Below are 26,556 nucleotides of genomic sequence, written 5' to 3'. Positions count from 1 at the left end.
TCCACGATGTTACGTCCTTCTCCTTCCCAACACAAAAAAAACGGAGAACCTTTGTCAGGTTCTCCGTTGCATTCTGCCTGTCACCACAGGCTTTTTATGGCTATCTCATATTCTTAAGTATTCGTTTTGGTTATACAATTGCAAGCGAAGAACTCTGTACAACAGACAACCATTGGCGTGCAATCAGCTCATGACCTGCTGCGGTTGGGTGTACGCCATCCCATAACCAGTACGCTGCATCCGCCTGTTTCAGAGCGTCATTAAACGTCTGCTGCAATGGCACCCATACAGCTCCAAATTCTTCAGCAAGACCTTGAGCCAGCTTCTGATATTGACCGATATACGTCTCCCAGGCTTCCCATTTCTCCGCGGTCGCTCCGGTATTCAGGATAAACGGCTCCATTAAAACCAGCCCCGTATCCGGCATCACTTCCCGAGTTTCTTCGAGCAAATGGCGATACGCCCGTCCGAAACGATCCGTTACCCCGCTAGGTTCACCATTCATCGTGCGCCAGGCATCATTAACCCCAATCAGGATGCTGATCAGGTCCGGTTTCAGACTAATGGTATCCTCATTCCAGCGTGCGTACAGATCGGATGCTCGATCCCCGCTGATGCCCCTGTTATAGAATGTTTTATGTTTGCCCGCCAGTTCCATACCCAGTTTGCTGGAGATCAGATACGCATATCCGTGTCCGAGAAAATGATTCGGATCATCATTGCGTGATCTTCCCCCATCTGTAATCGAGTCTCCCTGAAACAATATAACGGATGGACTTGTACTCATGATTGAAATCGTTCCTTCCTCTTGTGCAAAATGGAAACACTGAACACCTCAGTCTCCATTTTATCCCTTTCGGTCGCTATAGAAAATAGCGTTTTCATCACTATCTACCCCATCCAATATCGCAAAATCATCATAGCCACAATACCGACCAATACGGTTCCCAGCAGACTGCGTGTCCAGATAGCTACTGCAATCGTAGGCAGGGATGCCCACAGAGCTGCATTGTGCGTAATTGGAACCAACTGGTTGTCCGACATGAACAGTTCCTGACCAATCAGTGCCGCCATGACCGCTACGGGTACATACTCCAGCCAGCGTAACAACCACATGGGAATCTGTATCTTACTGAACAGCATCAGTGGCAGTACACGCGGGATAAATGTTAACAGCGCCGACCCCATAATAATCCAGAATACATCCCATCTTACTTCCATCGTTCCATGAACACTCCCATCGTTGCCGCAATGACCGCAGCCACAATGACACTCATGCTGCCAAGTGAAGCCATGCTGGCGAAGATTACACAGACAACGGCGATAATAGCCACATTAATGTGTATTTTTTTGTTTTTACGATGCACCAACTGGAGTACAACCAGTCCAATAAACATCGCAGGCAGGGCATAATCCAGACCCAGCCGTTCCGGGTTGGTAATCCATCGTCCAAAGTACGCTCCCGCCATATTAGCCACGAACCAGTTCAAGTAAGCCGTGATATTCAGACCGTGCATCCACCGTTCACTGAGTCTTTCTCTGCCAATCGCACGTGTCATCGCTACGCCAAAAGACTCATCCGTAAGCAATGAACCAAGCCACATATTTTTAAGCGGGGTCAGATGCCGAAAATACGGCGATACAGCTGCGCTGAGCAGCAAATGACGAAGATTCACAAAAAATATGGTGAACATGATCGCTACTGCTGATCCATTCGATGCGAGCATGCCTGCTGCAATGAACTGAGCCGATCCTGCATATAAAATCAGGCTGAGCAGAGCCGTTTCCGCCAGACTCAGACCTGCGGTCATTTCAATGACACCCGCTGCAAAACCAATACTCAAATAACCAAGCAGGGTTGGAACACAATCTTTGACCCCCTGCATGAATGTAGCCTGATCCTGGACCTCTTCCATGTCCTCCTGTCCAGATATCTGTAGTGTACTTTGATCCAACTGCCGTACAACCCCTCTCCATTTCTGTCGCCATATACCGATATATAGATGTGTATCCATCCAGGTTCATTCTTCATGTCACATTAATTCAGAAATATACCACAAGATGTGCACTAAGGGAGAGACAGATTACTTTTTATAGAACAGATGTAATCCTAAATACCTACAAAACCGAAAAAATATTTTCGTAAAACTCATAAATTGTGTTGAATAAACGCGAAATTTGTCATACGATAGCACCAGAAACTTCTGGAAATGTTGGAAACATTACCAGATTGGATATATCCACCAAGGAAATGGTTGGATTACACAGAGGGGGAATGTGTATGAAGAAGATTCATAAACAAGGGGCCAAAAGAACGCTGCAGATGAGAGAGAAACTGATTTTGTCATTTGCCATCGTACTACTCATTCCCACAATCAGTCTGGGCATTATCTCGTTCCAAACAGCCGATGCCAAAGTCGAAGAGAAAATGTATGAGAACGCGATCAGCAGTGTTACTGTGCTCAATCAGACCATTGACCAAATTATTGGTGCAACACGCAAAAATGTTGATTTCCTGGCAAGTCAGCTGGATGCAGGCAATGTCGGACCCAATCAGGGTGACGAAACAGATACCATCCGTACCTTGCTCGACGCGTATAAGGAAACGCATGATGACGTGGAACTTGCCTCCATTGGTACTGATCAGGGCGTGTATATTAATTCCCCTGTAACTGCGGTGAACAAAGAAGGATATGACCCGCGCGAACGCCCGTGGTATCAGGCTGCTACGCAGAACAAAGATGTCCCTACCGTAATCACCCCCTATATATCAAGCAATACCGGCAATGTTGTTGCTTCGGTAGCTCAGACCTCAGCAGATGGCCATGGTGTTGTCTCTGTCAGCCTGTCGCTTGAAGCCCTCTCGAAGACGGTTAATTCCACCAAGATTGGCGAGAAAGGTTATATCTATATCATTGATAATGCCAACAAAATTATTGTCCATCCTACCGAAAAACCGGGAACGGAAGGAACCATGGCACCCTATAAAGATATTTTTGCACAGAAAAACGGAAGTCTGAACTATACACTAAATGGAAACCAGGAACACGCCTTTTTCTCCACCAATGAAACGACAGGCTGGACCGTGGTTGGTGTCATCGACAGTGGGGAAGTGACGGCATCTGTCCGTCCGATCCTATATACCACACTTATTGTTGTAGCGATTGCAATTGCGGTAAGCTCCATCATTATTTTCTGGATTGTGCAATCCATCACCAAACCACTGAATCGTTTAGTGAAGGCATCTGACGAAATTAGTAATGGTAATCTGACCATCGAGGTTGCTGTATTGGGACAGGATGAATTCGGCAAGCTGAGCACCAGCTTCAATAAGATGAGCGAATCCTTGCGAACCGTTATTCAGGACGTGCGACACACGGCTGACGAGTTAACCGCCTCATCCACACAATTGGCAGTCAATTCATCCGAGACAACCAAAGCAACTGAGCAAGTGGCCTTGATCACGGAAGAATCCGCAGCTGGACTTGAAAAGCAAGCAAGCAGCCTGAAGCATACAGCGCAACAGATGAATGAACTTGCTGGAGGTGTGGGACAGGTAACGAACAGCACACAGCAAGTATCCGAAGCTGCCATGCAAGCAAGTGAGCTCGCGGATAAAGGGAATGCCACCATGCACACGGCTGTATCCGAGATGGATTCCGTCAGTCGCTTTGTCCAAGGTATGGCAGATACTGCCGGACGACTTGAACAGCATTCCACATCCATTGGTGAGATGGTTTCGGTCATTACAGACATCGCTGCACAAACCAATTTGCTTGCGCTTAATGCTTCTATTGAAGCAGCACGTGCAGGTGAGCATGGACGTGGCTTCTCCGTTGTCGCCAGCGAAGTCCGCAAGCTCGCGGAACAATCCAGCCTGTCCGGTCAGAAGATCGTAGAGATGGTTGGAGCGATTCAACAGGAGATTGCAATGGCTAATCACAATGTACAGATCGGGCAACAGGATGTTAGCAACGGTATTCGTGCCGTTCAGTTTGCAGATGAAGCTTTTGCCCAGATTAGTCAGGCTGTCGGGGTCGTTAACCATCAGCTTGAGAACATTGCAGCTGCCTCACAGCAGATGTCTGCAAGTACAGCAGAAGTAGTGCAATCCATTGATCAGATCCACGCGATATCGGAAACCAATGCCGATGGAACAGAGAACATTTCCGCTGCTACGGAGGAACAGGTGGCTTCCATGCAGGAGATATCATCCTCTGCTGATTCCCTTGCCCATCTGGCTCACAAGCTGCAGAAGCTGGTGGAACAATTCAAGCTGTAGCCTATATAATAGGTAGTCTGTAACACCCAAAGCCCCTTTGCCATCATATTGGCAAAGGGGCTTTGGGTTATAAAGGGTCAGGCATTTTAGAGAGGATCATGTCCCGCTTAATCAGCAGATTGCTTTTTATCTCCGTGGTACCCTTGATCTCCGTAGGGCTCTAACTGTTCAAACCAGCGATTCAGACATTTGGCGAGTGCATCTTTGGGATCGTAATACGGGTTATCATCTGGCTTCACTGTCTCCAGCACCTCGATCACAAACGCATTCTCTCCATATTCATTCCATTCAGCCTGCAATCTTCGATTCAGATGGCTACCCATCTGTAACATAAACCGTTGTCCGTTAATGGTTTTCAGGTTAAGTGAGCTGTCGATATAAACTTTACCGTTACGTTCATTCCGAATCTGGTAGACGCCCGCTTCCGTTTTGACTTCTTTGGCCTGTTCCTGCAATTCTTTGCGACGATTCATCTTCTCCTGCTCCCCCTTTTCTTTATGCTCCTGTTTTCCAACTTCGGCGCTCTGTTGATCTGCGCGGCTTCCCAGCCAATACTGACTGCCGTCCGGCTCACGTTCCAGCAAACCATAGTCGATAAGATACCTCCGTATTTCCACGTAATCATCATTAACTTCCTTCAGCAGCTCATTGACCTGTTTTTCAGTATATTTGCGCTCTGTATCGAATCGTTTGGCAATCTCGGTGAGCACAATATATTTATGCTTTTGCTGCATATGAAACGTCGTCAGTGGACCGCTAGTACCCTCCGGAAAATATTTATTCAGCACCTTCTGCCGATCTTGTTCTGTAATATCAAATGAGCCAGGATGGATCGTATGTCCCTGTCTTGTCACAGGTGACACCCATTCAGCTGGAGCCTGGGTATCCTTACTCTTGAGAAGTTCCATTAGTGCCAGGAATATCTTGGCCTGCCGTTCCTTCTCCTTCAATACAAACCGATGATTCCGGATCGTGGAGGCACTCCCGATACCAAGGGCCTTCTGTACTTCAGCATCCTTCTTTCCTGCATGAAACTGGGCCAGCAATCCACGCTGGACATCAGACAATCCGGTTACGCTTTTATCCAGCTCCAGCAAGTATTCAAATACCGATCCATGAACTTTCTCAATATGCACTCGCATATATCGGGTTGCCTCATAGAGCACCCCTTCTTCAGGGTAGATAATTCCCGTTTCCGTCCTGTATCCGCAACAGACGCATATATAGGCGGGACCGTCTTCCATATAACCACGCTTGATCTCTTCCAATGAAGCTGTTTGCAACCAGGATTCCGATGATATCATGTAAAAGCTCCTTTTATTGTTATGGTCTTTTCAACCGAACACTAATTAACTTTTATATAAATACGTTTGTTTATTTATAGACATAATATAATTATGTTTGTTATATGTCAATATAACTAAAAAGAAAGCTGTGTTTGAAGACATAAAGGATGCCCCTTGTTCAACAGAAAAAAGACCGCAGGGTCGCAACCCTGCAGTCTCATTTCAATTCCTGTTACAACTTAAACCGTTCAATCATGCTTTGCAGATCTTCAGCCATACGTGACAATGCTGCCGATGATGCTGCGACCTCTTCCATTGTGGCCAACTGCTCTTGAGCAGCCGCCGATCCATCTTCCGTTCCAGAAGCAATTCTGTCTGACAGAACCATCGTATCATTTACTGCCTTGTTGATATGACCCATGCCTCCATCAATTTGACGGGAAGCCGCGGATACTTCTCCAGCTTGTGCAGCCACTAACTGTACGGCAGTACGAATAGTCTGGAAGGCTTCGCCCGCTTCCGTAACCATTTGCGAACTCTTGACCATACCTTCTCCTGTACGGGCAAAGGTCGATTGCACCGCATTGGTTTTCTCCTGCATCTCATGCATAAGCTCATTAATCCGCTCGGCTGAAGCGCCAGAACTGTGAGCCAGTGACTTCACTTCGTTGGCTACAACCGCGAATCCTCGCCCTTGCTCGCCAGCTCTTGAAGCTTCAATGGATGCATTCAATGCGAGGATGTTTGTCTGTTTGGCAATGGCCGTAATCTCGGCCACAATCACAAGAATCTCTTCATTTTTCGCACGCAGATCTTCAATCACCACAGACATGGCTTTGCTCTCGTCATTCACCTGCTGAATATGGGTAACCGCTTCTTCCACTGTAACCATACCCGCTTCCGACTTGGTGGAAGCATCCAGAGCGATACGAGCGGTGTCTTCAGCACTTGATGAGATTTCTTTGACTCCAATGGACATTTCGCCTACGAGTTGACCTGTAGCAGCAAGACTATTGTTCTGCAAAGTCGTTCCTGCAGCTGCATCCTGCATCAGTTCAGCCACTTGTTCTGTGGCCTTGGATGTCTGTTCCGAACTTGCCATTAGCTCTTCAGAAGATGCTGCCAGCTGGCTGGACGTGTCATGTACTTCTCCAAGCACACTACGTAGTGAAGTCGTCATCATATCGAAACTTTCTCCAAGCTGTCCGAACTCATCCTTACGCTGCAAACCTACACGAACCGTTAGATCCCCTGCGCTTACTTGGGATGCTGCCTGCGTCAATTGCAGCAATGGCCGGTGAATGCTGCGAATAATGAAAACAAGCAAAATCAAGCCAATAACCAATGCAGATGCCACAATCGTAATTGAACGGATCAAAATAGGCATTACGGCTTCCGTTGCTTCCGAAGGAACCATTTCACCAACAATTTTCCAACCCGTCACCGGATTAGTAAAATACACAGCTTCCACTTCGCGACCATCATATGTATACTTCACCGTTCCGCTTTCCTTCGTATACATCTCATTAATATAGCTTTCGTCCGACTGTGTGCCGGATTCAATATTGTAGTGGAACAGGAATTTACCCCCGTTATCCAGCATATACAGTTTTCCTTCTTTACCAATGTGTATCTGATCAACGGATTCTTTCAGATGATTGAGACTGACATTGGCTCCGAATACCCCTTTGCCATCAACCAGTTTGGCCGCCGCGGTAACAACCCATTCACCCGTCGAAGCCGACTGGAACGTATCCGAGATTACAGGTTCATCCTGAGACATGCCCATCTTATACCATGAACGTTCTCGAGGATCATAATTCTGTTCCTCAGATTCTGGGGATTTCATCCAGCTGCCATCTTCGGCACCTGCGGTGAGTACACCGAGCTCCTTATGATTCTGAGACATCCGATCCATCTGCCTTTGCAGTGCAGGGGATTTATTAATAATATCGTTTGAAGTAATACCTGCAGCCATCTGTGCCGCGTTATCCTTCTCCATATCCAGCATTTGATTTATCTGCAGACTAAGCATTTCCGTTTTGGCCTGAGCGGAACGAATTATTTCCAGCTTAACCTGGTCAGCTGCTTTTTGATAAGACAACCAACCGACGGTAATGCTCGGTACAATCAGGAACAGGAGTAATGCAGCGATCAGGCGTTTTTTTACGGTTAAAGTAAACCAGTTTCGAATCCTTTTCTTCATTTAACTATCCCCCATCATAATCTTCACCCATCCTTTTATCGGACAATCGCTGTAAAAATATTATGTATGGATACTAAATTGGTACAAATTTAATTTAATTGATCTGATCAGATGATATGGATTATATCCGCTTAATCGTTTTGACCCTCTACGCGAGATCGTTTACAATGCTCATAAGCTGGCTATTCATGAAACGATTGGAAGGAGAGGATTCAAATCTTACGCAAGTCACACGTGCAACAACCTGTTTTCGCGGTATATTCATCCGTATTCCGTATCCTGTTAGCGTTCATCCTGTGCGCAGGCCCGATTCTGGGACAAGCCGGTATCACGGCATCCGCAGCGCAGGCAACGCAAGCAGTTCACATTGAAGTGAATGGTGAGCAGCAGTCCTGGAAGAACGCACCACTTATCATCAAAGGCTCAACGTTTGTTCCACTGCGGGATGTGGTCACATCCGTCAAAGGCACGTTGAAATGGGATAATCGCACCAAGACAGCTACCATTACCGTTGGCAGAGACAAGCTGATCCATCAGGCTGGCAGCAATTCCATTAGGGTAAACCAGGTCAATCTGGCTACAGGTGTGAATTCACGTACGGTTAACGGTACGTTGATGGTCCCTGTCCGTGCCATGGCTAATGCAATCAAGGCAGACATCAAGGTCCAACGTACGGCTACAGGACAGATGAGCGTGAATATGGTCACGGATCAGGTCAGTCTGCTGAACAGCGATGTTGCCAGCGTAGATGCGTACCTGCGCGAGATCAACTATCCAGGAATGGCGCTGATTGCCCGCGATGGTGAGGTTCTGTTAAAACAAGGCTACGGACTTGCCGATGAACAGACGCTGAATCGCCCGGATCAGAAGACCCGAATCGCATCGCTGAGCAAATCCTTCACGGCCGCGTCCATTCTGAGTCTCGTGGAGGATGGTAAGATTCAGGTGAAAGACCCAATCTCCAAGTATATTTCGGGTATACCGAAGGGAGATCAGATCACACTGCATATGCTGTTATCCCAGACTTCAGGTCTGCCCTCCGCATTTGGTCGGAGTGAAGGAACTTCCATGGAAGAGACTGTGGAAGAGATTCGCCACAAAACGCTGAAGTTTGAACCAGGGAGTGCATATCTGTACAGCAACAGCGGGTATGTTTTGCTTGCATACGTCGTTGAACAGGTGTCCGGCATGAGTTATGCCGATTACGTGCAGCAGACGATACTGAAGCCACTTGGCATGAAAAATTCGGGAGAGGCTTCCCGTAAAGTGCATACGATTAGTGGTTTTGTTCAACAAGATAACGCCTGGGTAACTGCCCCTTATTATGTTTCTCAATCCGGATCAGGAACCATCTATTCCACGGTGGACGATATGTTGAAATGGGATCGTGCACTGTATACGGACCAGATTCTAAGCCAGGATACGATTGAACAGATGTATGAGCCCTACTCCGATAAAAATTATGGCTATGCCTGGATTCTCAAAGAGAATGGCGCCAACCGAACCGTCTTCCACAACGGTAGTGGCGGCGGGTTTGCTACAGCCTTTTCACGTAATCTGTCCGATGACATCACGATTATCCTGCTCGGCAACCACGCAGGTATGGACATGACTTCACTTTTGGATGAAGTGGAGGCCAAAACAGCCACAGCACTGCAATTGCAATAATCTATAATTAATCGTTTATACAGAGCAAAGAGACGGTCCTTTAAAGGATCGTCTCTTTGCTCTGACCAACATTCATTTCTTCTTCATCCTGCAAAAGGCTGAGTAACTCATATTCTCATCACTGCCTAGTCACCATCCGTTCGTTCATCATCCGCCTACTTTATCGTCACAGGAAGTTTCCCCGCAAAAGGAATACGTCCCATCAGCGCCTGAGCGACGCTATCCATGGCAAGTGGCCGGCTTTCGTAAGCTGCTACATAGACCTGGGCATCCGGAATTGCGAGCAGATCATAGGGGCTTCGCAGTGCTACAACAGCCAGCGGTTTACCCAATTGCTGTATCCAACCAATCAGCCTGCACTGTGGATCGCCGGAGGGGCTTCCCGCATTATAGGTTCCTACCACGATCTGCCGAATGTCATCCTCTTCCGCCGCCTGAAGCAGACGTGCTGAACAAATGGCGACTTCCTCGGGCGTGACCGTCAGATCAACAACATTCAGACCATAATTGGATAAGGCTGATCCCAAGGTGAACGTGTGAGTCAACTGTTCGTCGGCAATTGTCGTCACGGACGTGGTAACCGTTATGACCAGTGTGCGTTCCGGCTTCAAAGGCAGCATATTCAGCTGATCGCGTACCAGCGTGATACTGTTCTCGCTAATTCGGCGGGCAACCTCTTGGTGTAATGAACTGTTGCGCTCAGACCCGCTGGAATGTGAAAGATCCTTTGATGAATCCGGGGAGGACATATTTGAGAATGTACTAATCACTTCATCATCGTCTGCACCGTGCAATTCATTCTCCAGCAACCCATGTTTCGCCTTGTACATCAGCAAGCGGGTCACTGATTCATCTACACGACTTTCGCTAATCCGTCCGCTCTCCACAGCTGCTAACAACGCTTCAAATGCCTCTGCCTGAAGTTTGGCCGTATGGCTAATTAACACCAGATCCGCTCCGGCCTCTACCGCCATCACAGCTGCATCGACCGTGCCATAGTTCACCGCAATGGCATCCATCTCCATGCAATCTGTCACGATCATGCCCTCATAACCCAGTTCCTGGCGAAGCAGACTGCTTAATACAGTATGCGATAGCGTTACGGGCAGACGATTTGGCTCCAGTGCAGGGAAATAAATATGCGCCGACATCATGGCATCAACACCTTCGGCAATGGCGGCTCGGAATGGAATCAATTCCAGGCGCTCTACCCGTTCACGATCATGAGTGATGATCGGGAGGTCCAGATGAGAATCGGTATCCGTATCCCCATGCCCCGGGAAGTGCTTGGCTGTCGCTGCAATCCCAGCATCCTGTATTCCCGCGATCGTTCTGGCCCCATATTCTGCAACAGATTGTGGAGATTCGCCGAATGATCGTACACCAATGACCGGATTGGCCGCGTTATTGTTCACATCCAATACTGGAGCAAAATTCATGTTAATGCCCATGGACTTCAGCTCCAACCCACTGATATATGCCGCCTGATATGCATCGTCCATGGAACCTGCAGCGGCAATGGCCATTGGTCCAGGCATCAAGGCGATTCCTTCGGTAACCCGTGCAACCATGCCGCCCTCCTGATCAATGGATATCCAGAGCGGTACAGTACCGCTGCTTTTGGCAATCTGTTGCAGCCCTGACGATAACCGCTCTACCTGCTCTGGCGACTCAACGTTGCGCGTAAAATAGATTACGCCACCGATTGGATACTTTCGGAGAAAGGGTTCCACATCGCCAGCAGCTTCAGTGCCATGAAAGCCACAAAGCAGCATTTGCCCGACTTTCTCACGCAAAGTCATCTGTTTCAGCTTCAACTGGTATAACTCTTTTACCCCACTCATTTCATACCTCCCTCCGATGACAAACATCCGGTCATGAATATAACAAAAATGGCTTTCGCCGCTCCTTCCATTCCGCTGCCTGTACATTCCATGTTTCCATTAAACGAACAAATTCCTTCCGGTCATGAATGGTTTCCCTGACTTCCTTCCCCCCTGCCAGCAGGTCAATAAAGTACCTCGAACCCGGCAATGGTGGCTCCAACCAGCAGAATTGCTCCGGATAAAGGGATACCAGTTCATGCAAAAGCACTAGCCCCGTCTCTACCGCCCGGAATTTCCTGCTGTCCGTTACAAAAATCCTTACGCCACCACACAATTCACCTGCATGTTTGGAGAATGTTGGGGACATGTACACTGGATGCACATGCACACCTTCCAGCTTGTATTCCCGAAATCGTTCCGCCAAACGCTGCCCCTCAACCCACGGGGCTCCAATCCACTCGAATGGGCGGGTCGTGCCCCTGCCCTCCGATACATTCGTGCCTTCGAACAGGCACGTACCCGCATATACCCGCACACTGTCCAGCGTAGGCATATTGGGAGAGGGTAGCATCCAAGGAAGCCCACAATCTGCAAACTCCATGGAGCGCTGCCATCCTTCCATGGCAACCACGTCCAATTCGCAAGGTACATCCATCTCGCTGTTGACCATCAAGGCCAGTTCACCTACCGTCAATCCGGTACGTACAGGTACGCGCCATGCGCCAACAAGTGATTCATACCCCGCGTTCAGCACACCGCCTTCCACAACGTTTCCCCCCAGCGGATTGGGACGGTCCAGAATCAACATGCGTTTGCCTGCTCCAGCACAGGCTTCCATCATATGGAACAAAGTTGAGGTATACGTGTAATAACGGACGCCCACATCCTGAATGTCAAACAGGACCGTATCAACTCCAGCCAGCATAGCGGGTGTAGGCTTCTTGTAATCTCCATACAGGCTGAACACCGGAATGTCCAGACGCAGATGAATCATGTCTCCAAATCTGACACCCGCCTGAAGCTCTCCATCCAGTCCATGCTCACAGGCATAGAGCGCTGTAAGCTCGGCATTAGCCAGTCCTTCGCACACCTCTATTGTCGATACAAAATCCGCTGTAATACCCGTCGGGTTGGTCATTAGACCGATTCGATTACCCGTAATCCATGGATGCGATAACCCTCCGGACAGAAGATCAACTCCCGTTTGTACAGCCGGCATCTGCTCGGTTCCATTCAACTGGGCCATCACACATTCCCCTGGCTGATCCAACCCGTATGTTGATGATCGTTACCGCCGGTCACGACAGGTTCCTCTCCAGGCTCCAGCACATTTTGAGCTACCTTATGCTGATAGATGGCAAACATGCCTCCAAACAGCGCTCCGAAACCAACAACAGTCAGCATCAGCAAAGCAGTCAGGCACATGGCCTGAAAACAGGCGCCCATCGTGTATCCCGGGTGACGGAAGAACAGCTTTACACTTTCCCCCATCGCCTGAACGATGCCCATGTTTTTTTGTAAAACAAGCTGCCAGGTATAGAACTGTGACATCAGCGCCATGAGAACAAAGAACGTCTGGAATACGCCCACTGCTGTACCTGTAATTCCGCCCTGTCCACCGTAATACCACCAGGTTGACCATAGAATGAAACCAAGCACCGCAAAAAGCACACCCACCGACACTCCCGGGATTATTCCCTTCAACGTTCCGATCCAGATATCCTTAAGTCCATTGCGCCGTTCCTTACGCTCCAGCCTGTGGTGCATGGCATAACAGACCCCGAACAGGATGGGCATATATATCAGGGCCAGAAGCAGCACCGCGATCGGCAGCGGAGCAAACATCAGAATGGGAACCAATACGATGGAGCTAATGACACTGTACAAGGACACCGGAATAATATCCCGATAAATTTCTGCGCCCGACTTGATCAACACTTCACTCAACTTACGCATCATCACCCTCCCCTTTCCCACAGTTCCTTCTTCGCCGGCTTCGTCTCTTACTCCCGTCCAATCGCAAGCTCCGTCTCTGGATCGAAAAAGTGCGCCTTACGCAGGTCCAGCACAAAATTTTTGTCCATACCTACATATGCATGTGTTTCCGGGTGAACCTTCGCCGTAACGGTACGGGCACCGGAATGGAAATACACCAAATTCTCGGAGCCCAGATGTTCTACAACCTGAACTCGTGCCTGCAGCATATGGTCTGTCGGGATGTTCGGAGCGACATCATCACCAAAAATATGCTCTGGACGCAGACCCATAATCACCGACTTACCTTGATGACTCTGAAGACGAGCAAGCACATCTGCTGGCAAGGTGAATGATGCACCGTCCACGACAACCTGCGTGCCTTCAATCCGGGCATCAATGAAGTTCATCGCCGGGGAACCGATAAATCCGGCAACAAACATATTCCGCGGACTCGCATACAGCTCTTTCGGTGAAGCCACCTGCTGAATATCTCCATGATTCATGACCACGATGCGTTCCCCAAGTGTCATGGCTTCTACCTGATCATGTGTCACGTACACAATCGTGGCACCGAGACGTTTATGCAGCTCACCCAACTCCACCCGCATCTGTACCCGCAACTTGGCATCCAGATTGGACAGTGGTTCGTCGAATAAAAACACCTGCGGATCACGGACGATCGCCCGTCCCACCGCAACACGCTGGCGCTGACCACCAGACAGCTCGCGTGGTTTGCGCTCCAGCATCGCTTCCAGTCCCAGAATGGAGGCCGCATTCTGCACCTGTTCATCAATATAGGACTTTGGCTTTTTTAGATTTTTCAGGCCAAAGGAAAGATTCTCACGGATAGTCATATGCGGATAGAGTGCATAATCCTGAAACACCATTGCGATATCCCGATCCTTCGGATGCAGATCGTTTACAAGCCGGTCACCGATCACAATATCACCGCTCGTTTGTTTCTCAAGTCCGGCAATCATCCGCAGTGACGTTGTCTTGCCACAGCCCGAAGGACCCACAAACACTACGAATTCCTTATCTTCTATAACAAAGTCCGAGCCGGCCACAGCCGTGAACGTTCCTTTATGATCGTCTTTGAATTCTTTGCGCACTTGGCGAAACTCCACGCGTGCCATAGATAGATCCCCCTTTACGTTGTCGCTTGTCCTGAACTAACAGTTCAACTTAACCTTTTACCGCACCGATCGTAATGCCCTGAAGGAAGTAACGTTGCAGTGAGAAAAACAGAATGATCATGGGCAGCGCACCTATTGTTGCCCCCGCCATCATCGCGCCGAAATCGGTTGATTCGGCAAACACGAACGAGGCCAGTCCCACTTGAATCGTACGCATCTCATTCGAATTGGTAATCAGGAACGGCCAGAAGAATTCGTTCCACGAAGCGACAAACGTGAAAATCGCCAGCACCGCAATTCCCGGCTTTGCCATCGGCAGAATGACTTTCCAGAAGATACCGAATTCACTACATGCATCGATACGTGCCGCATGGATCAGCGATGTGGGCAGCGTAGACATGAACTGTTTCATCAAGAATATGTTCCCTACGCTAACGGCAGCAGGCAGAATAATGGCCGTATACGTATCCCCCAGATCAAACACATTGACCATCAGAATGTACAAAGGAATCAGCGTCACCTGTGCCGGGATCATCATGGTCCCCAGCAATGTCCAGAATACCGCCTGACTACCCGGAAACTTCAGTTTGGCAAATGCATATCCCGCCAGGGAGGCGAAGAATACATTAGTTACGGTCAGTATGATCGAGATGAGCAGCGAATTGTACAGCCAGCGCCAGGCATCGGTTTTGGCAAAAAAGCGCTCATATGGCGATAGCGACAACTGCTCCGGAATCATCTGTGGTTTAAACGACGCCGACATCGCGCTATCCTGCACCGAACCGACGAGCATCCAGTACATCGGAATGACCGTCACCAGTGCCCAGACCACCAGCAGAATGGATGCAACCACTAGCAGGATCCTTTTCTGTGTTGATTTCATGAATTTGATTCACCCCCGGATGCTTAATACAACGTGCTCTAATCGTACGTGTTCAAAAAGGTCGGTTTTCAGTACCGAGAAGATGGGATGAAGCTAGAAATGGAGTAGCGGAGCGTAGGGAAAACTACGTGAGCAACCGCAATGTTTCCAAAGGAAACATACTTCGTAAGCACCCACTTATTTCGGCTAAATTCCATATTCGATGCTGATGATGCCGCTAGGCATCCTTCGTAATCAAAAGCGAACTTTTTGAACTACCTCTAATACTCAATATCGCTGGAGAAATATTTGAACTGTATGACGGAGATGACTATGATGATAATCGCCAATATGAACGACTGTGCCGAAGCCAATCCGAATTCATAGAACTTAAATGCCGTCTCGTAGATCAGATAAGCGATTGTAGTTGTCGCAAAGTTTGGTCCACCCTGTGTCATCAGATATACCGAGATAAACACCTGGAAGGATGTAATAACACCCGTGACGAGCAGATACAGCGTCGTTGGTTTGAGTAGTGGCCATGTAATCTTGCTGAACTGGGTCCAGCCGCTGGCATGATCAATATCCGCCGCTTCGTATAGCGATTTTGGAATACCGCCCATGGCCGCCAGGTACAGAATAATGCCCGCCCCGTGCGATCCGAGCCAGTTCATCAGAATGAGGGAAAAGAGTGCCGTTCCCGACTGGCCGAGCCAGATCACCGGATCAAGGCCAAACAAGCCGAGAAAACGGTTGAGTAGCCCCGAATCCGTCGGGTCAAAGATCGCCAACCATACAATGGAGATGGTTACCCCGGAGGCTACCGCAGGCAGATACATGGTAGCTTTGAAAAAAGTCTGCCATTTCGTTTTCATCTGATAGATAAAATAGGACAGTACAAATGTAATGAGAATATTGACCGGGACTGTGCCAACAGTGAAAATCACCGTATTTTTGATTGATTTCCAGAACGTCTCATCTTTCACCAGTCGCTCGTAGTTGTCCAATCCAACCCACGTCGAATTCATAATGTTGTATTTCTGGAAGCTCATAATAAGAGCCGTAAGTACTGGATACAGCGTAAAAATGAGAAACAGCAGGACAGGCGCCAAAATGAACAAATACGCCCACCCGTAATCCCGCCAAAACCGGGCAACCCGGGAAGTCCTGGGTACGGACGGTTTTGGCGCAAGGGCGGTCTGCATGGCGAATCCTCCTCTCCTAATCAGTGTGGTTTTGCGTTATGTTTTATGGTCCGAGTTATTGTCCAAACATCTGCTGGCCTTTGCTCTTGAAGTCTTCTGCGATCTGCTCAGGTGTTTTCTCACCCGAGAACAGCGCCTGAATGTTAGGCTTCACAACCTGTTCCTTGAATTGTTTTTGCTGAGCTGCTTTGTCGATATCCAGTTCAAGCACTACCGGCATAGCGATATTCTCTGCCATCACTTTCGCAGCAGCCAGATTATCCGGTTGACCAAGCTCTTTTCCTTTAAACAGATCCACTTGGGATTGTCTTACGAATGGGAGCGCCAGTTCATTGGCTGAGTTTCCTGCTTTGGCACCACTGAGCGCCTCCATCACCAAGAACGTATTTTTGGCATGTTGTTCACCTTTGTCCTTCTTCTGTTTGAAGGCTACATACCCTTCGCCGCCCATTGTTGTGGCCGCAGGTTGATCATCATTATGCGGTACAGGCAACAGGACAAAATCAATCTTCTCTCCCTGCACCTTGCCATCATCGATGTCCTTGTTGCGGTTCTGAATCATCACATCATAATAAGGAATCGCTTTGGAGATGATCGCCGTTTCCCCTGCGTAGAACATATCCGTCCGTTTCGCTGGAGCGAGAGCCGCCGTTTCCTTCGGCATATACCCTTGATCCATCAGATTTTTGATAAAAGAGAGGGTATCCAGAATGCGACCATCATTCCATTGGAACGTGCCGTCTTTGTCAAGAACATCAATCATCCCATTGTTTCGGGATAACATTTCAATGAAGTCAAGCGAAGTTCCATCCGTAACCAATGCATACTGCTTAGCCCCGCCATCGAGCGTTTTGGTCAACTTGGCCGCGGCATCGTTGAATTCGGACCAGGTCCAGCCATTTTGCTGAATGGATTTCCAGTCGATACCTGCTTCCTCCAGAATGCGTTTATTGCCACCCCAAGCCCATTGGAATTGATATAAAGGCAGTCCATACTGTTTCCCCTGAATCTGGCCTAATTCAAGCGTACCTGGCAGGTAGTCGTCCTTGATCTCAGATGTCAGGTAGCTGTCCAGTTCAAGCCCCAGCCCCGTATTCACATACGTACCATCTACACTGTGGAAATACAGATCCGGCGGGTTCCCGGCATTCAGAGCGACATCGAATTTTTTGGGGCCTTCCGCCCAGGAGAGCATTTCCGTCTTTATGGTAATGTTCGGGTGTTCTTTATTGAAATCAGAGATTAGATCCTTCAGTTCATCTTCATATGTGCCATGTACAGGATAGGTCCATACCGTTACCGTATCGTCAGCATTCGGGTCATCCGAAGCAGCCCCTCCGCTATTCCCACAGGCAGTAACCAAGACCATCATCAACAACATTGTCCATACCAGACCCTTCTTTTTCATCCCTTCATCCCCTTCGCATGTCGTCTTCCGATTCTTTCATTTGCCTAACCATGCTACCCCTTTGTGATCATTCGGCCTTCAAACGCCATCCACCTATACACGCGGCAGTAAGGAAAAGCACCTCCTCTGTAGATTGGGCCTGCTAGTTACGCCAGGCTAAATCTCTTAAATGCAATATTAACGTCAACTTAGTTAACATTAACAGTATTAATTCCTTCCAAAATTGTAGATTGAGTTCATTATATGAGCTATAAAATAAAAATTCAACAATGTTTTTTATCATAAAATTTAATTTTACTTTTTCATTTTATGCCTCTATACTATGTAAAAAGAAAACTCAAGCAATCGAGGTGAGCCACTTTGCGAGTATATGTTGGCGTAGATGGAGGCGGTACCAATACTGATGCAGCAATCATTTCTGATTCTGGCGAAGTACTTGCCCGATTCCGTGGCGGACCCACCAATCCTCATAGCGTACCGCCCAAAGAAGCCATTTCGGAACTGTATCGGGTGCTGGATCAACTCTTTAACCCAAGAAATGATTTATCGACAAAATGTGAAGGTATATGTCTAGGGATGTCAGGTATAGACACGATTCAAGAACGCCAAATGATTGTTAATGCAGTGCATGACTATATGAAGAATCGAAATTCGAAAGGATTAGGAGCCTGTTCAGTTTGGGTTGTATCGGAAGGTGAAATTGCGCTGATGGCCTCCCTCGGCCACACTCACGGTGTATTGTGCATCTCTGGAACAGGCTCCATCGTCTACGGCTTCACGCCAGAAGGAAAACAGTACCGCACAGGAGGCTGGGGGCATCTGCTTGGAGATGAAGGAAGTGGCTATCGAATCGGACAAAGGACTCTTCAAGCCATCATGCAGAGCCATGACGGCATTCTTCCACCGACTCTGCTAACCACGCTTCTCATACAGAAGCTGAATCTTCAAAATTTATTGGAGCTAAAGGTACGGGTGTACCAGACGGATTGGGGCAAAACTGAGACAGCATCCATCGCCCGTCTCACAATAGAAGCTGCCGAATCAGGCGATGAGGTAGCCCGGATACTGATCGTTGATGAAGCCGGGCAGTTGGCCAATACCGCAAAGGCACTGATTGCACGCCATCAAGTATTCGCATCCGCACAGGTTGTCCTGTCCGGATCACTATTTCGTTACTCTGAGCTGTTCCGAGATACATTTATTCAGAGGCTTTCGGAATTTGGTGGAGAGCTGAGATTTGTTTACCGGGAGGATGCACCGGCTCCGGCAGTCGGTGCGGCACAGTTGGCAAGGCAGCGCTGTTCCCAGAATGGATCATTTTGATAGAGATAAGGAGGCCATACGAATGAATCACATGCTTAACTTATTGATAACCGAACAACCGAATCCACTGACAGATCATATAGATGAACTTCCCTCGGCAGAAATTATGGAACTGATTAATAGCGAAGACCAACGAATTGCACAGTTAATTCAACCGCTCATTCCTGTGATTGCACAGGCTGCCGACCGGATTGTAGAAGCCTTTCAGTCAGGTGGCAGACTGTTCTATGTGGGTGCAGGTACCAGTGGAAGATTGGGGATTCTGGATGCTTCGGAGTGTCCACCTACCTACGGCACCCCTCCCTCCATGGTACAGGGTATTATTGCAGGTGGGTTTCGGGCAGTGAAGGATCCGGTGGAAGGTGCTGAAGATAGCGAGGAATTGGGAGCAGCCGATCTTGATGAACATGGTTTAGATGAGAACGATGTCGTGGTCGGCATTGCCGCCAGTGGACGAACACCATATGTGCTGGGTGCGATGAGACACGCCAAGGAGATTGGAGCTACGGTGATCAGCCTGAGTAATAATGCAGGCACACCGATGGCCCTGCTGGCTGATGTGAGCATTGAGGCTGTTGTCGGCCCGGAAGTTGTTATGGGGTCAACACGTATGAAGGCAGGCAGTGCCCAGAAGATGATTCTGAACATGCTCACCACGACCGCCATGATTCGTCTGGGCAAGGTCTACCGCAATTTCATGGTGGATCTGAATCCTTCAAACGAGAAGCTTGTCCATCGCGCCAAACGAATGATCCAGCTGGCAACAGGCGCAAGTGAAGCAGAGATTGAACAAGTATTTATCGCAGCTGATGGACATGTCAAAACGGCGATTGTCATGCTGATGGCAGACGTGGGCGCAACAGAAGCCCAGCGCAAGCTTGATCTGGCTGACGGATTTGTCCGCAATGCCATATCCGTTAAATAACGCAGGTAGCTATGGTCAAACACGAAGGAGCCCGACATTGGTCTGGGCTCTTTTTTTGATCTTCTTTATGTCACGCGAGTGTGCTTAATCTCAATCTATTAAAAAAACCCCTCCTGTATAAAACAGCAAGGGACTTGTCTATTCTTATTTATGTTCCAGTATAGCCTGTCGGCTCTTCTCCAGATACTCCACCGATTGGTTGTAATCCCGACTGGCAATCGCCAGATACAAAATATCGATCACGTTCAGCTGTGCAATCCGTGACGAAGTTGCTCCGCTCCGAATATCACTTTCGGTGGAAGTAATCATCAGGGGCACATCCGCCATACTACTGAGTGTATTGCTGCCCCACTTGGTAATACTGATTGTCGCTGCACCGCCTTCGTGAGCATGCTTGAGACAGGAGATCACGTTGGAGGTCTCCCCTGAATACGAGATACATACGACCGCATCATCTTCACGAAGCGTTGTTGCAGACGAAATCTGCATATGCGGATCGGCAAACGAAAAGCTTGTGCGATTGATTCGCATGAACTTGTAATGTGCATCCAGCGCAATCAGGTTCGAGGCCCCTACCCCATAGAAAAAAATCCGTTTCGCCCGATGAAGTACGTCCACTGCCTTTTCCACCAGACGTGGGTCCAGAATATGAACCGTATCCTTCACCGACTGAATATTGTTAGCCGACACATGCTGAATAATACTCTCCATGGAGTCCTGGGGACGAATCTCCGTATAATTATATTGCTCATCCGTCTGCAAATCTCCGGCAATCTTGAGCTTCAGTTCCTGAAAACCCGCTACCCCGAGCGATTTGCAGAGACGAATAATAGCCGCCGGGCTCCCCCCGCTACGTTCGGACAACTGTGCCACCGACGACTGGACGGTTTCTTGAGGGTGATCGAGAATATAAGCTCCGATCTTCCGTTCCGATGGGGTCAGGTCATCCATTAATGCGCGTAAACGTACAAGTCCACCTTTCATGCTCTCCATCCGCTCCTCCTTTCCATACTGCATTCATGTACAAGCATTTTATCTTATAACTGTACTTGCTCAAAATCAGTTCCAATAAATAGAAAAAGAGACAAACTTGACTCTCTGCGTAAAATAGAAGTACCACCAAATACCCTACGCAGGAGAGAAAAGACATGTCTCATACGTATACTTTATCACAATCAAATCCTTGGAACAATCGGTTAGACGAGTGGAAACTTCCGCTCTATTTCTCCAAGCCTGCTCTTCACCACATCAAACACTTCGTGGATGGCATGCTTTCGACTGGTTTTACAGGTACGTTAACGGATATTCATCGCGAAAGCTTGCAAGAGCGAGATCGCCGAACCCTGAGCCATTTCTTAACTCATGGGAACTGGGACAGCTCGTACCTCAAACGCATCGTTCAACGTGTCGCTTTTCAGCAGATTAAAGCGTGTGCTCAGCGTGATCACAGTCCCATTTTCGTGATTCTGGATGATACCGTGTGTGAAAAAACCAAGCCTTCGTCACAGGCTACCCACACGATTCAAGGCGCTTCGTTTCAGCATTCTCATCTCAAGGGGCGGCATGTTTACGGGCATGCTGTGGTTCAAACGCTACTCCGCTCGGGTGAGCAGGTGTTTCCTTTTGCTTCAGAACGTTACGATCCGCAAGGGAAAAGTAAAATCGATCTGGCTTGTGATCTGATTCAGGCCGTTCCGATGTCTTCCTACCGAACCTACGTCCTGATGGATTCTTGGTATCCGTCGGCTTCCGTGCTTCAAACGAGTGCGGAGCGTGGATTTCACGTCATTAGTGGTTTAAAAACCAACCGTATCTTCTATCCGCAAGGCATCCGACAATCGCTCAAAAGCTTTGCTTCCTACATCTCGAAAACGGATACCGATCTGGTGACCATCGGCTCTTCCGATTACCGGGTATATCGCTATGAAGGCAAGCTCAATGTCGTAGAGAACGCCGCTTTGCTCCTCTGTTGGAAAGATGGAGAAGGCTTTGATCCCAAGCAAATGAAAGCCTTTTTAAGTACGGATGTTTCCCTAAGTAATGAAGAAATTCTGAGCTATTACAGCAAACGTTGGGCGATTGAAACGTATTTTCGGACAGCGAAGGTTAGGCTGGCTATGGATCGTTACCAGGTTCGATCGACTCAGGCGATTGACCGTTACTTGGCCCTGCTCCTGTTTGCCGCGCTATGCTGCAGTTATGGTAGCCATGGAAGCTTGATTGATGGGCTACATCGCTACCACATTCAGAAAAAGCATGACATGATTGAGTATATTTACAACCAAACCCAAAGCGGAGCTACATTAGACCAAATTAAAACGCGCCTCATAGTGGCATAAGGATACTGTCAGGCTTTTTAACTTACAAATATTTGAAGCGATTATTGGCAAGTACAGTTATAATTTCACTCGCGTCTAATTGAATTCCTTGTCCTTCCATAACTGAACTCCATTCGAAGGCAGGTCTCACTAGAGTGTCAGGTTGCCTGAGATTACGGCGTTTCTCGCGCCGGTTACTGCCGGGAGCGTATTGGTTCTCCCCATAAGTGCCTCATGGCCAAGTAAAGCAAATCCAATAGCTTCCCGAGCATCATCGGGTATGCCATAATCTGCTGTTCTCTCCAAACGGATATCCTTTGGAAGTCTATGACAGATCATCTCCATTAACGTGGTATTGGAGGTGCCACCACCGCAGGCGAGCATGGCCGATATGTGCACCTTGGGCAGGATAAAATCCTTCACGGCACGCACGATGGTCTCCGCGGTCAGACAGGTGGCAGTAGCCAGCGTATCTTCCAGCGTTAAGGAACGCGTTGCGGCCATCTCCATCAGTCTCACTGCATACGCGGCGCCATATACTTCCCGCCCGGTACTTTTCGGTGGAAGTCTTTTGAAATACTCATCTTCTAAACAAAGGTCTACCAGACCCTGATCGATCTTCCCCTGTGCGGCAATGCTTCCACTTGGATCATAATGCTGCTGCCCATCCGTTGCCTGCCGCACAATGGCATCCATCACCATATTGCCTGGTCCCGTATCAAAAGCCGAAATACCCTCGGTAGATGACTCGGATGGAAGCACCGTCACATTGCCAATACCGCCGATATTCTGCACTAGCCGCCCTTCCGTCGGGCTGCGGAACATCAGAGCATCCGCATAAGGCGTAAGTGGAGCACCTTCCCCACCAGCTGCCATATCCCTTGCTCGCAGATTTCCAACAACTGGCAGCCCTGTCCGTTCTCGAACGACAGCACATTCACCGATCTGTAATGTCGATACCACATCCATACTTGCTCCCGATGGACCTGGAAACGCAGATGCTACAGGAGCATGCCATACCGTCTGTCCATGCATGCTAATCACATCCACCTGCTGCATTGAGATACCGGCAGACTGCATCAATTCCTTAACACTATGCGCATACCACTCCGATACACCAAAATGTGCGGCAGTCAGCTCGTCGACACGAGCAGTCCCCGGTGAACATAACCGGATCAGTACGTCTCTCAATCCATTCGAATACGGCACACATACGAAATCAACCAGCTCGATCTGCTGTAATGCCCCGCTCATATCGGTTTGAATACGCACCAGCGCTGCATCCGTTCCGTCCAGAGATGTCCCTGACATTAGTCCGATGACCAGATGCTCCTGCTTCAAACGATACTTCTCCCACATCGGATAGCTGCCTGTATCCATCCATTTCCAACCTCCTGCAAGACCCGATGATCACATCATCTGCCAACATTTTACCCAGTATATGATATAAAATTTCACAAGTCAAACTTTACGTGAAATTAAATTACATACGATAAAGGTTAACCACTCTCTATGTATCTTTTCCTACGTTTTCCGATTTGTAGACAGAAACGGCACGCCAAAACAGGCTCTCGCCCTCAGCGAAAACCTGTTCATTCGTCAGTAGACACTATATGTAATCAAGCACATTAAAGATCAGAATCAGCCCTGCAATGCACATTATCCAGGAGAGAACTGACCCGGACTGTTCCTCCAGTTTTCTTTGCAGCTTTTCCACGATCCCCTGCACCCTGGAACCCAGCCATGTATGCAACACATAGATTAGAAGGGGTGGCGTGATCATGATCAGATTATATCCAATAAGAATGAGTATCCACCCCGTTATTGGGAGTCCCTCCGTGGTCATCAGACTTACCGCTGTATAATAGGGAAGAGCAGTTCCCGCTTCCAGCAAAAATGTAGTGATACCCATGATAAATAATCCCTTGAACCCGGTGGTACGGGGAACACGATATTTCTTTCTTCCACCTGCCTTCGGTTTGATCCAGAAACTCCCTGTAAAGAGTATTCCTCCTACGATCAAAAGGGCCCAACTCACAACTTTATGTTGAAAAAATGACGTGAAGGTGGCTTGTAACAGATCCAATCCTGCCATCATTAAGCAGCCCAGGACAAAGTATAAAAACATGACGGTCGCCACATAGATCATGAGTCGTGAGCCAAATCTCCGGTTCTCTTCAATCATTAAATATAACGTCACACCGATCAGCGTTGGACTTAACGTGTCCAGTATTGCAAGTCCCCCAATATAAAACAGTAATTCAGCTTTCATGAGTAAGTCCACTCTTGTTCTGCATAAAAATATCATAAGCTTCTTCCATATAACTGAGCAGTTCTGGCTCCAAAGGATAAAATCCTAACTCATTGGATGCTTGAGCAGATTTTCTGGCATCCCATAATTTATCCAAAAAAGCGTCCTCTCCCTCAAACTGTTCCTTCTGCTTCTCCATCATACGACGAATGACATTCTGGACTTTATCGGAATCAGGAGCTTCATTCATATGACTTTTTAACTGGCCAATCAGTGCAATCCATTCCAGAGAATCGGGATCATTACCCTGCATACGGGGCAGTTTCTCCCATAGTTCCAGCTCATCATGGCTAAACCTGTTTTCTTTATATGATCGTAGCCTGTCCATATTCGGCTTGGAGAGCTGAATCAGCTTCTCAAGCGTATCCTGCTTATTACCTTGCTCCATGATAAGACTGTTTAACATTTCTCTCAGAGATGAGGCCATCGAGTCCAACCGCTGTTGTTCTTCTATAATATAGGAAAGCTGATTCCTTAGAGACTGTTCCCAATTCCATGATTCATCGGTAAGCATCTCCCGAATCTCCTTTAGCGAGTAACCCATATTTTTGAAAAACTGAATCTGCTGAAGCTTCTTTAAATCCTCTTCTACATATAATCTGTGCCCGCCTTCCGTTTTGGAAGAAGGACTTAAGAGATCAATCGAGTCGTAATATCGTAATGTCCTTACCGTCATCCCCGTTCTGCGTGCGAGTTCATGAATATGAATATACAATGTGTTATACACCTCCTACAGCTCATATATCATTTTTCTTTTTCCCATCTATCATCGTATACTTCAACAGATAGCCTACCCCCAACCCAATCAACACACCTGGAAATACATGATCCATAATTAGTCCTAACCCTGCCCCGATAATAACACAACTATATATGAGAATATCTCCCGTTTTCATGTTCATTTCCCTCCTTTTCCCTGTATATCTGAATTCCTGACCATTATACATAATGACGTTGCGTCAACTTCAACCCCCATTTTGTTCGGAAAACACCTTGATCCTGACGTTACGTCATCGTATAACATGAAGTCATACAAAATTCAAATTCATACCCGAGGTGATCTGATGACCAAAGTTATGCCCATATGGTTCTGTCTGCTCTTGGTTTTAACATCCTGCAGCCTGTCCAGCACTGCCATTACCGACACACAACAGGTATCCCTGAATTCCATTGACCTCATTTCGATAGATAATGGGAGTACTCCCGTAACCGTGGAGACTGCAGCCGATATTACCTCTCTGGAAGTATCAAGCAACGCATACGATCACAAGCCCGTTTTTAATATGGTCCGCGGCCAAAGAGACGTAAGGATCTCTGCAAGCAATCATATGATTCGGATCTTTAATCTGGCGAACCAACCTGTGATCACTGTGAAAGTACCTCTTCATTATGAAGGTGATCTGCGTATTAACAGTTCCTCCGGAACAGTCAAGATCAACCATATTCAATCCGACTTATCGGTTGATGGGACTAGTGGTTCAATTGAACTGACTACTGAACGTATTCTATCCAACATTCACCTTGCCTCAACTAGCGGTAATATAACACTGAGCGTCGTGGAAGAAAATCCGGATGTAAACTGGACATTGGAATCGCGAAGTGGCAGACGTTCCCACTCCCTTGACTTGCAGCATATTCGTGATAACAAACACACCTCCAAAGGCACTACAGGACAAGGGACATATCAAGTCCATATCCTCACCAAATCAGGTAATATATCAATTCAATAAGACATGCCAAATATCCAAAACGCTTAAATTTGGACGACAAAAAGAGGCGCACAAAGGCGCCTCGGACGTACTAGAATCAGATATGCAACCACT

Annotated in this window: 23 protein-coding genes; 6 read left to right on the top strand and 17 right to left on the bottom strand. The window is 47.9% G+C overall.

Going from position 1 to position 26,556, the window contains the following annotated elements:
* Nucleotides 1-130: 130 nt before the first annotated feature.
* From ABTV53_RS01245 to ABTV53_RS01235, 3 genes are all read right to left on the bottom strand, one after another.
* Nucleotides 131-787, bottom strand: a complete 657-nt coding sequence (locus tag ABTV53_RS01245) for an SGNH/GDSL hydrolase family protein (RefSeq protein ID WP_433749703.1) — start codon at nt 785-787, stop codon at nt 131-133.
* Between the two features lie 104 nt (nt 788-891).
* Nucleotides 892-1,221, bottom strand: coding sequence for an AzlD domain-containing protein (locus ABTV53_RS01240; RefSeq protein ID WP_433749700.1), 330 nt, complete (start codon nt 1,219-1,221; stop codon nt 892-894).
* Nucleotides 1,212-1,916 (bottom strand): AzlC family ABC transporter permease, encoded by a 705-nt coding sequence (locus tag ABTV53_RS01235; RefSeq protein WP_421893703.1) that lies wholly within the window; start codon nt 1,914-1,916, stop codon nt 1,212-1,214. The genes ABTV53_RS01240 and ABTV53_RS01235 overlap by 10 nt, the downstream gene beginning before the upstream one ends.
* Nucleotides 1,917-2,281: 365 nt before the next feature.
* Between ABTV53_RS01235 and ABTV53_RS01230 the strand changes: the two genes are divergently transcribed.
* Nucleotides 2,282-4,282: a methyl-accepting chemotaxis protein gene (locus tag ABTV53_RS01230; protein ID WP_433749697.1), complete on the top strand. Its 2,001-nt coding sequence runs from the start codon at nt 2,282-2,284 to the stop codon at nt 4,280-4,282.
* Nucleotides 4,283-4,389: 107 nt separating this feature from the next.
* Here the strand turns inward: ABTV53_RS01230 and ABTV53_RS01225 are convergent, their stop codons facing one another.
* Nucleotides 4,390-5,586 carry a DUF2087 domain-containing protein gene (locus ABTV53_RS01225; RefSeq protein WP_433749694.1) on the bottom strand — a complete coding sequence of 399 codons (1,197 nt, stop codon included), beginning with the start codon at nt 5,584-5,586 and terminating at the stop codon, nt 4,390-4,392.
* 214 nt (nt 5,587-5,800) lie between these two features.
* A complete protein-coding gene (locus tag ABTV53_RS01220; protein ID WP_433749691.1) occupies nt 5,801-7,774 on the bottom strand; it encodes a methyl-accepting chemotaxis protein in 1,974 nt (657 codons plus the stop codon).
* Between the two features lie 234 nt (nt 7,775-8,008).
* On the opposite strand from ABTV53_RS01220, the gene ABTV53_RS01215 reads away from it, so the two are divergent.
* Nucleotides 8,009-9,442 (top strand): serine hydrolase, encoded by a 1,434-nt coding sequence (locus ABTV53_RS01215; protein WP_433749689.1) that lies wholly within the window; start codon nt 8,009-8,011, stop codon nt 9,440-9,442.
* A 155-nt stretch (nt 9,443-9,597) separates the two neighbouring features.
* Here ABTV53_RS01215 and nagZ read toward each other — a convergent pair whose 3' ends face one another.
* The 7 genes from nagZ to ABTV53_RS01180 all read right to left on the bottom strand — a co-directional run bounded on the left by nagZ (nt 9,598) and on the right by ABTV53_RS01180 (nt 17,856).
* Nucleotides 9,598-11,286, bottom strand: coding sequence for a beta-N-acetylhexosaminidase (gene nagZ / locus ABTV53_RS01210; RefSeq protein ID WP_433749686.1), 1,689 nt, complete (start codon nt 11,284-11,286; stop codon nt 9,598-9,600).
* Nucleotides 11,287-11,317: 31 nt separating this feature from the next.
* Nucleotides 11,318-12,514 carry an exo-beta-N-acetylmuramidase NamZ family protein gene (locus ABTV53_RS01205; protein WP_433749683.1) on the bottom strand — a complete coding sequence of 399 codons (1,197 nt, stop codon included), beginning with the start codon at nt 12,512-12,514 and terminating at the stop codon, nt 11,318-11,320.
* Nucleotides 12,514-13,227 (bottom strand): hypothetical protein, encoded by a 714-nt coding sequence (locus ABTV53_RS01200; protein WP_433749680.1) that lies wholly within the window; start codon nt 13,225-13,227, stop codon nt 12,514-12,516. Before ABTV53_RS01200 ends, ABTV53_RS01205 begins: the two co-directional genes overlap by 1 nt.
* Nucleotides 13,228-13,271: 44 nt before the next feature.
* A complete protein-coding gene (locus ABTV53_RS01195; RefSeq protein ID WP_433749677.1) occupies nt 13,272-14,381 on the bottom strand; it encodes an ABC transporter ATP-binding protein in 1,110 nt (369 codons plus the stop codon).
* Nucleotides 14,382-14,430: 49 nt separating this feature from the next.
* Nucleotides 14,431-15,264 (bottom strand): carbohydrate ABC transporter permease, encoded by an 834-nt coding sequence (locus tag ABTV53_RS01190; protein ID WP_433749675.1) that lies wholly within the window; start codon nt 15,262-15,264, stop codon nt 14,431-14,433.
* Nucleotides 15,265-15,524: 260 nt separating this feature from the next.
* Nucleotides 15,525-16,448, bottom strand: a complete 924-nt coding sequence (locus tag ABTV53_RS01185; RefSeq protein WP_433749673.1) for a carbohydrate ABC transporter permease — start codon at nt 16,446-16,448, stop codon at nt 15,525-15,527.
* Between the two features lie 55 nt (nt 16,449-16,503).
* Nucleotides 16,504-17,856 carry an ABC transporter substrate-binding protein gene (locus ABTV53_RS01180; RefSeq protein WP_433749670.1) on the bottom strand — a complete coding sequence of 451 codons (1,353 nt, stop codon included), beginning with the start codon at nt 17,854-17,856 and terminating at the stop codon, nt 16,504-16,506.
* A gap of 360 nt (nt 17,857-18,216) precedes the next feature.
* On the opposite strand from ABTV53_RS01180, the gene ABTV53_RS01175 reads away from it, so the two are divergent.
* Entirely contained in the window at nt 18,217-19,179 is a 963-nt protein-coding gene (locus ABTV53_RS01175) for an N-acetylglucosamine kinase (protein ID WP_433749667.1), read from the top strand.
* Between the two features lie 22 nt (nt 19,180-19,201).
* Complete coding sequence (gene murQ, locus ABTV53_RS01170; protein ID WP_433749664.1) at nt 19,202-20,104, top strand: N-acetylmuramic acid 6-phosphate etherase; 903 nt, start codon at nt 19,202-19,204, stop codon at nt 20,102-20,104.
* A 144-nt stretch (nt 20,105-20,248) separates the two neighbouring features.
* On the opposite strand, the gene ABTV53_RS01165 is transcribed toward murQ, so the two are convergent.
* Nucleotides 20,249-21,088 (bottom strand): MurR/RpiR family transcriptional regulator, encoded by an 840-nt coding sequence (locus tag ABTV53_RS01165; RefSeq protein ID WP_433753997.1) that lies wholly within the window; start codon nt 21,086-21,088, stop codon nt 20,249-20,251.
* Nucleotides 21,089-21,252: 164 nt separating this feature from the next.
* Here ABTV53_RS01165 and ABTV53_RS01160 point away from each other — a divergent pair, with 164 nt between their 5' ends.
* On the top strand, nt 21,253-22,443 hold the full coding sequence (locus ABTV53_RS01160; RefSeq protein ID WP_433749661.1) for an IS701 family transposase: 1,191 nt from the start codon (nt 21,253-21,255) through the stop codon (nt 22,441-22,443).
* 129 nt (nt 22,444-22,572) lie between these two features.
* Here the strand turns inward: ABTV53_RS01160 and ABTV53_RS01155 are convergent, their stop codons facing one another.
* From ABTV53_RS01155 to ABTV53_RS01140, 4 genes are all read right to left on the bottom strand, one after another.
* Complete coding sequence (locus ABTV53_RS01155) at nt 22,573-23,802, bottom strand: anhydro-N-acetylmuramic acid kinase (RefSeq protein WP_433749658.1); 1,230 nt, start codon at nt 23,800-23,802, stop codon at nt 22,573-22,575.
* Nucleotides 23,803-24,031: 229 nt separating this feature from the next.
* The gene (locus tag ABTV53_RS01150) at nt 24,032-24,694 is read right to left on the bottom strand and encodes a GAP family protein (RefSeq protein WP_433749656.1); all 663 of its coding nucleotides are present in this window, start codon (nt 24,692-24,694) and stop codon (nt 24,032-24,034) included.
* Nucleotides 24,684-25,448: a MerR family transcriptional regulator gene (locus ABTV53_RS01145; RefSeq protein WP_433749653.1), complete on the bottom strand. Its 765-nt coding sequence runs from the start codon at nt 25,446-25,448 to the stop codon at nt 24,684-24,686. Before ABTV53_RS01145 ends, ABTV53_RS01150 begins: the two co-directional genes overlap by 11 nt.
* Before the next feature lie 22 nt (nt 25,449-25,470).
* Nucleotides 25,471-25,629, bottom strand: a complete 159-nt coding sequence (locus ABTV53_RS01140) for a hypothetical protein (RefSeq protein ID WP_421893636.1) — start codon at nt 25,627-25,629, stop codon at nt 25,471-25,473.
* Between the two features lie 168 nt (nt 25,630-25,797).
* Between ABTV53_RS01140 and ABTV53_RS01135 the strand changes: the two genes are divergently transcribed.
* Nucleotides 25,798-26,463: a DUF4097 family beta strand repeat-containing protein gene (locus tag ABTV53_RS01135; RefSeq protein WP_433749650.1), complete on the top strand. Its 666-nt coding sequence runs from the start codon at nt 25,798-25,800 to the stop codon at nt 26,461-26,463.
* Nucleotides 26,464-26,556 lie beyond the last annotated feature (93 nt).

Source organism: Paenibacillus amylolyticus (genome assembly GCF_050990605.1).
In the GTDB taxonomy this organism is placed as follows: Bacteria; Bacillota; Bacilli; order Paenibacillales; family Paenibacillaceae; genus Paenibacillus; species Paenibacillus amylolyticus_H.
This window is presented reverse-complemented; position numbering and strand designations above follow the sequence as displayed.

What these genes read in the sequence shown, in the direction of transcription:
- ABTV53_RS01235 (WP_421893703.1), bottom strand. Translation starts at nt 1,916, where the DNA reads ATGGAAGAGGTCCAGGATCAGGCTACATTCATGCAGGGGGTCAAAGAT.
- ABTV53_RS01150 (WP_433749656.1), bottom strand. Translation starts at nt 24,694, where the DNA reads ATGAAAGCTGAATTACTGTTTTATATTGGGGGACTTGCAATACTGGAC.
- ABTV53_RS01245 (WP_433749703.1), bottom strand. Translation starts at nt 787, where the DNA reads ATGAGTACAAGTCCATCCGTTATATTGTTTCAGGGAGACTCGATTACA.
- ABTV53_RS01195 (WP_433749677.1), bottom strand. Translation starts at nt 14,381, where the DNA reads ATGGCACGCGTGGAGTTTCGCCAAGTGCGCAAAGAATTCAAAGACGAT.
- ABTV53_RS01165 (WP_433753997.1), bottom strand. Translation starts at nt 21,088, where the DNA reads ATGAAAGGTGGACTTGTACGTTTACGCGCATTAATGGATGACCTGACC.
- nagZ (WP_433749686.1), bottom strand. Translation starts at nt 11,286, where the DNA reads ATGAGTGGGGTAAAAGAGTTATACCAGTTGAAGCTGAAACAGATGACT.
- ABTV53_RS01230 (WP_433749697.1), top strand. Translation starts at nt 2,282, where the DNA reads ATGAAGAAGATTCATAAACAAGGGGCCAAAAGAACGCTGCAGATGAGA.
- ABTV53_RS01140 (WP_421893636.1), bottom strand. Translation starts at nt 25,629, where the DNA reads ATGAAAACGGGAGATATTCTCATATATAGTTGTGTTATTATCGGGGCA.
- ABTV53_RS01180 (WP_433749670.1), bottom strand. Translation starts at nt 17,856, where the DNA reads ATGAAAAAGAAGGGTCTGGTATGGACAATGTTGTTGATGATGGTCTTG.
- ABTV53_RS01225 (WP_433749694.1), bottom strand. Translation starts at nt 5,586, where the DNA reads ATGATATCATCGGAATCCTGGTTGCAAACAGCTTCATTGGAAGAGATC.
- ABTV53_RS01160 (WP_433749661.1), top strand. Translation starts at nt 21,253, where the DNA reads ATGTCTCATACGTATACTTTATCACAATCAAATCCTTGGAACAATCGG.
- ABTV53_RS01220 (WP_433749691.1), bottom strand. Translation starts at nt 7,774, where the DNA reads ATGAAGAAAAGGATTCGAAACTGGTTTACTTTAACCGTAAAAAAACGC.
- murQ (WP_433749664.1), top strand. Translation starts at nt 19,202, where the DNA reads ATGAATCACATGCTTAACTTATTGATAACCGAACAACCGAATCCACTG.
- ABTV53_RS01205 (WP_433749683.1), bottom strand. Translation starts at nt 12,514, where the DNA reads ATGGCCCAGTTGAATGGAACCGAGCAGATGCCGGCTGTACAAACGGGA.
- ABTV53_RS01240 (WP_433749700.1), bottom strand. Translation starts at nt 1,221, where the DNA reads ATGGAAGTAAGATGGGATGTATTCTGGATTATTATGGGGTCGGCGCTG.
- ABTV53_RS01190 (WP_433749675.1), bottom strand. Translation starts at nt 15,264, where the DNA reads ATGAAATCAACACAGAAAAGGATCCTGCTAGTGGTTGCATCCATTCTG.
- ABTV53_RS01135 (WP_433749650.1), top strand. Translation starts at nt 25,798, where the DNA reads ATGACCAAAGTTATGCCCATATGGTTCTGTCTGCTCTTGGTTTTAACA.
- ABTV53_RS01155 (WP_433749658.1), bottom strand. Translation starts at nt 23,802, where the DNA reads ATGGATACAGGCAGCTATCCGATGTGGGAGAAGTATCGTTTGAAGCAG.
- ABTV53_RS01185 (WP_433749673.1), bottom strand. Translation starts at nt 16,448, where the DNA reads ATGCAGACCGCCCTTGCGCCAAAACCGTCCGTACCCAGGACTTCCCGG.
- ABTV53_RS01200 (WP_433749680.1), bottom strand. Translation starts at nt 13,227, where the DNA reads ATGATGCGTAAGTTGAGTGAAGTGTTGATCAAGTCGGGCGCAGAAATT.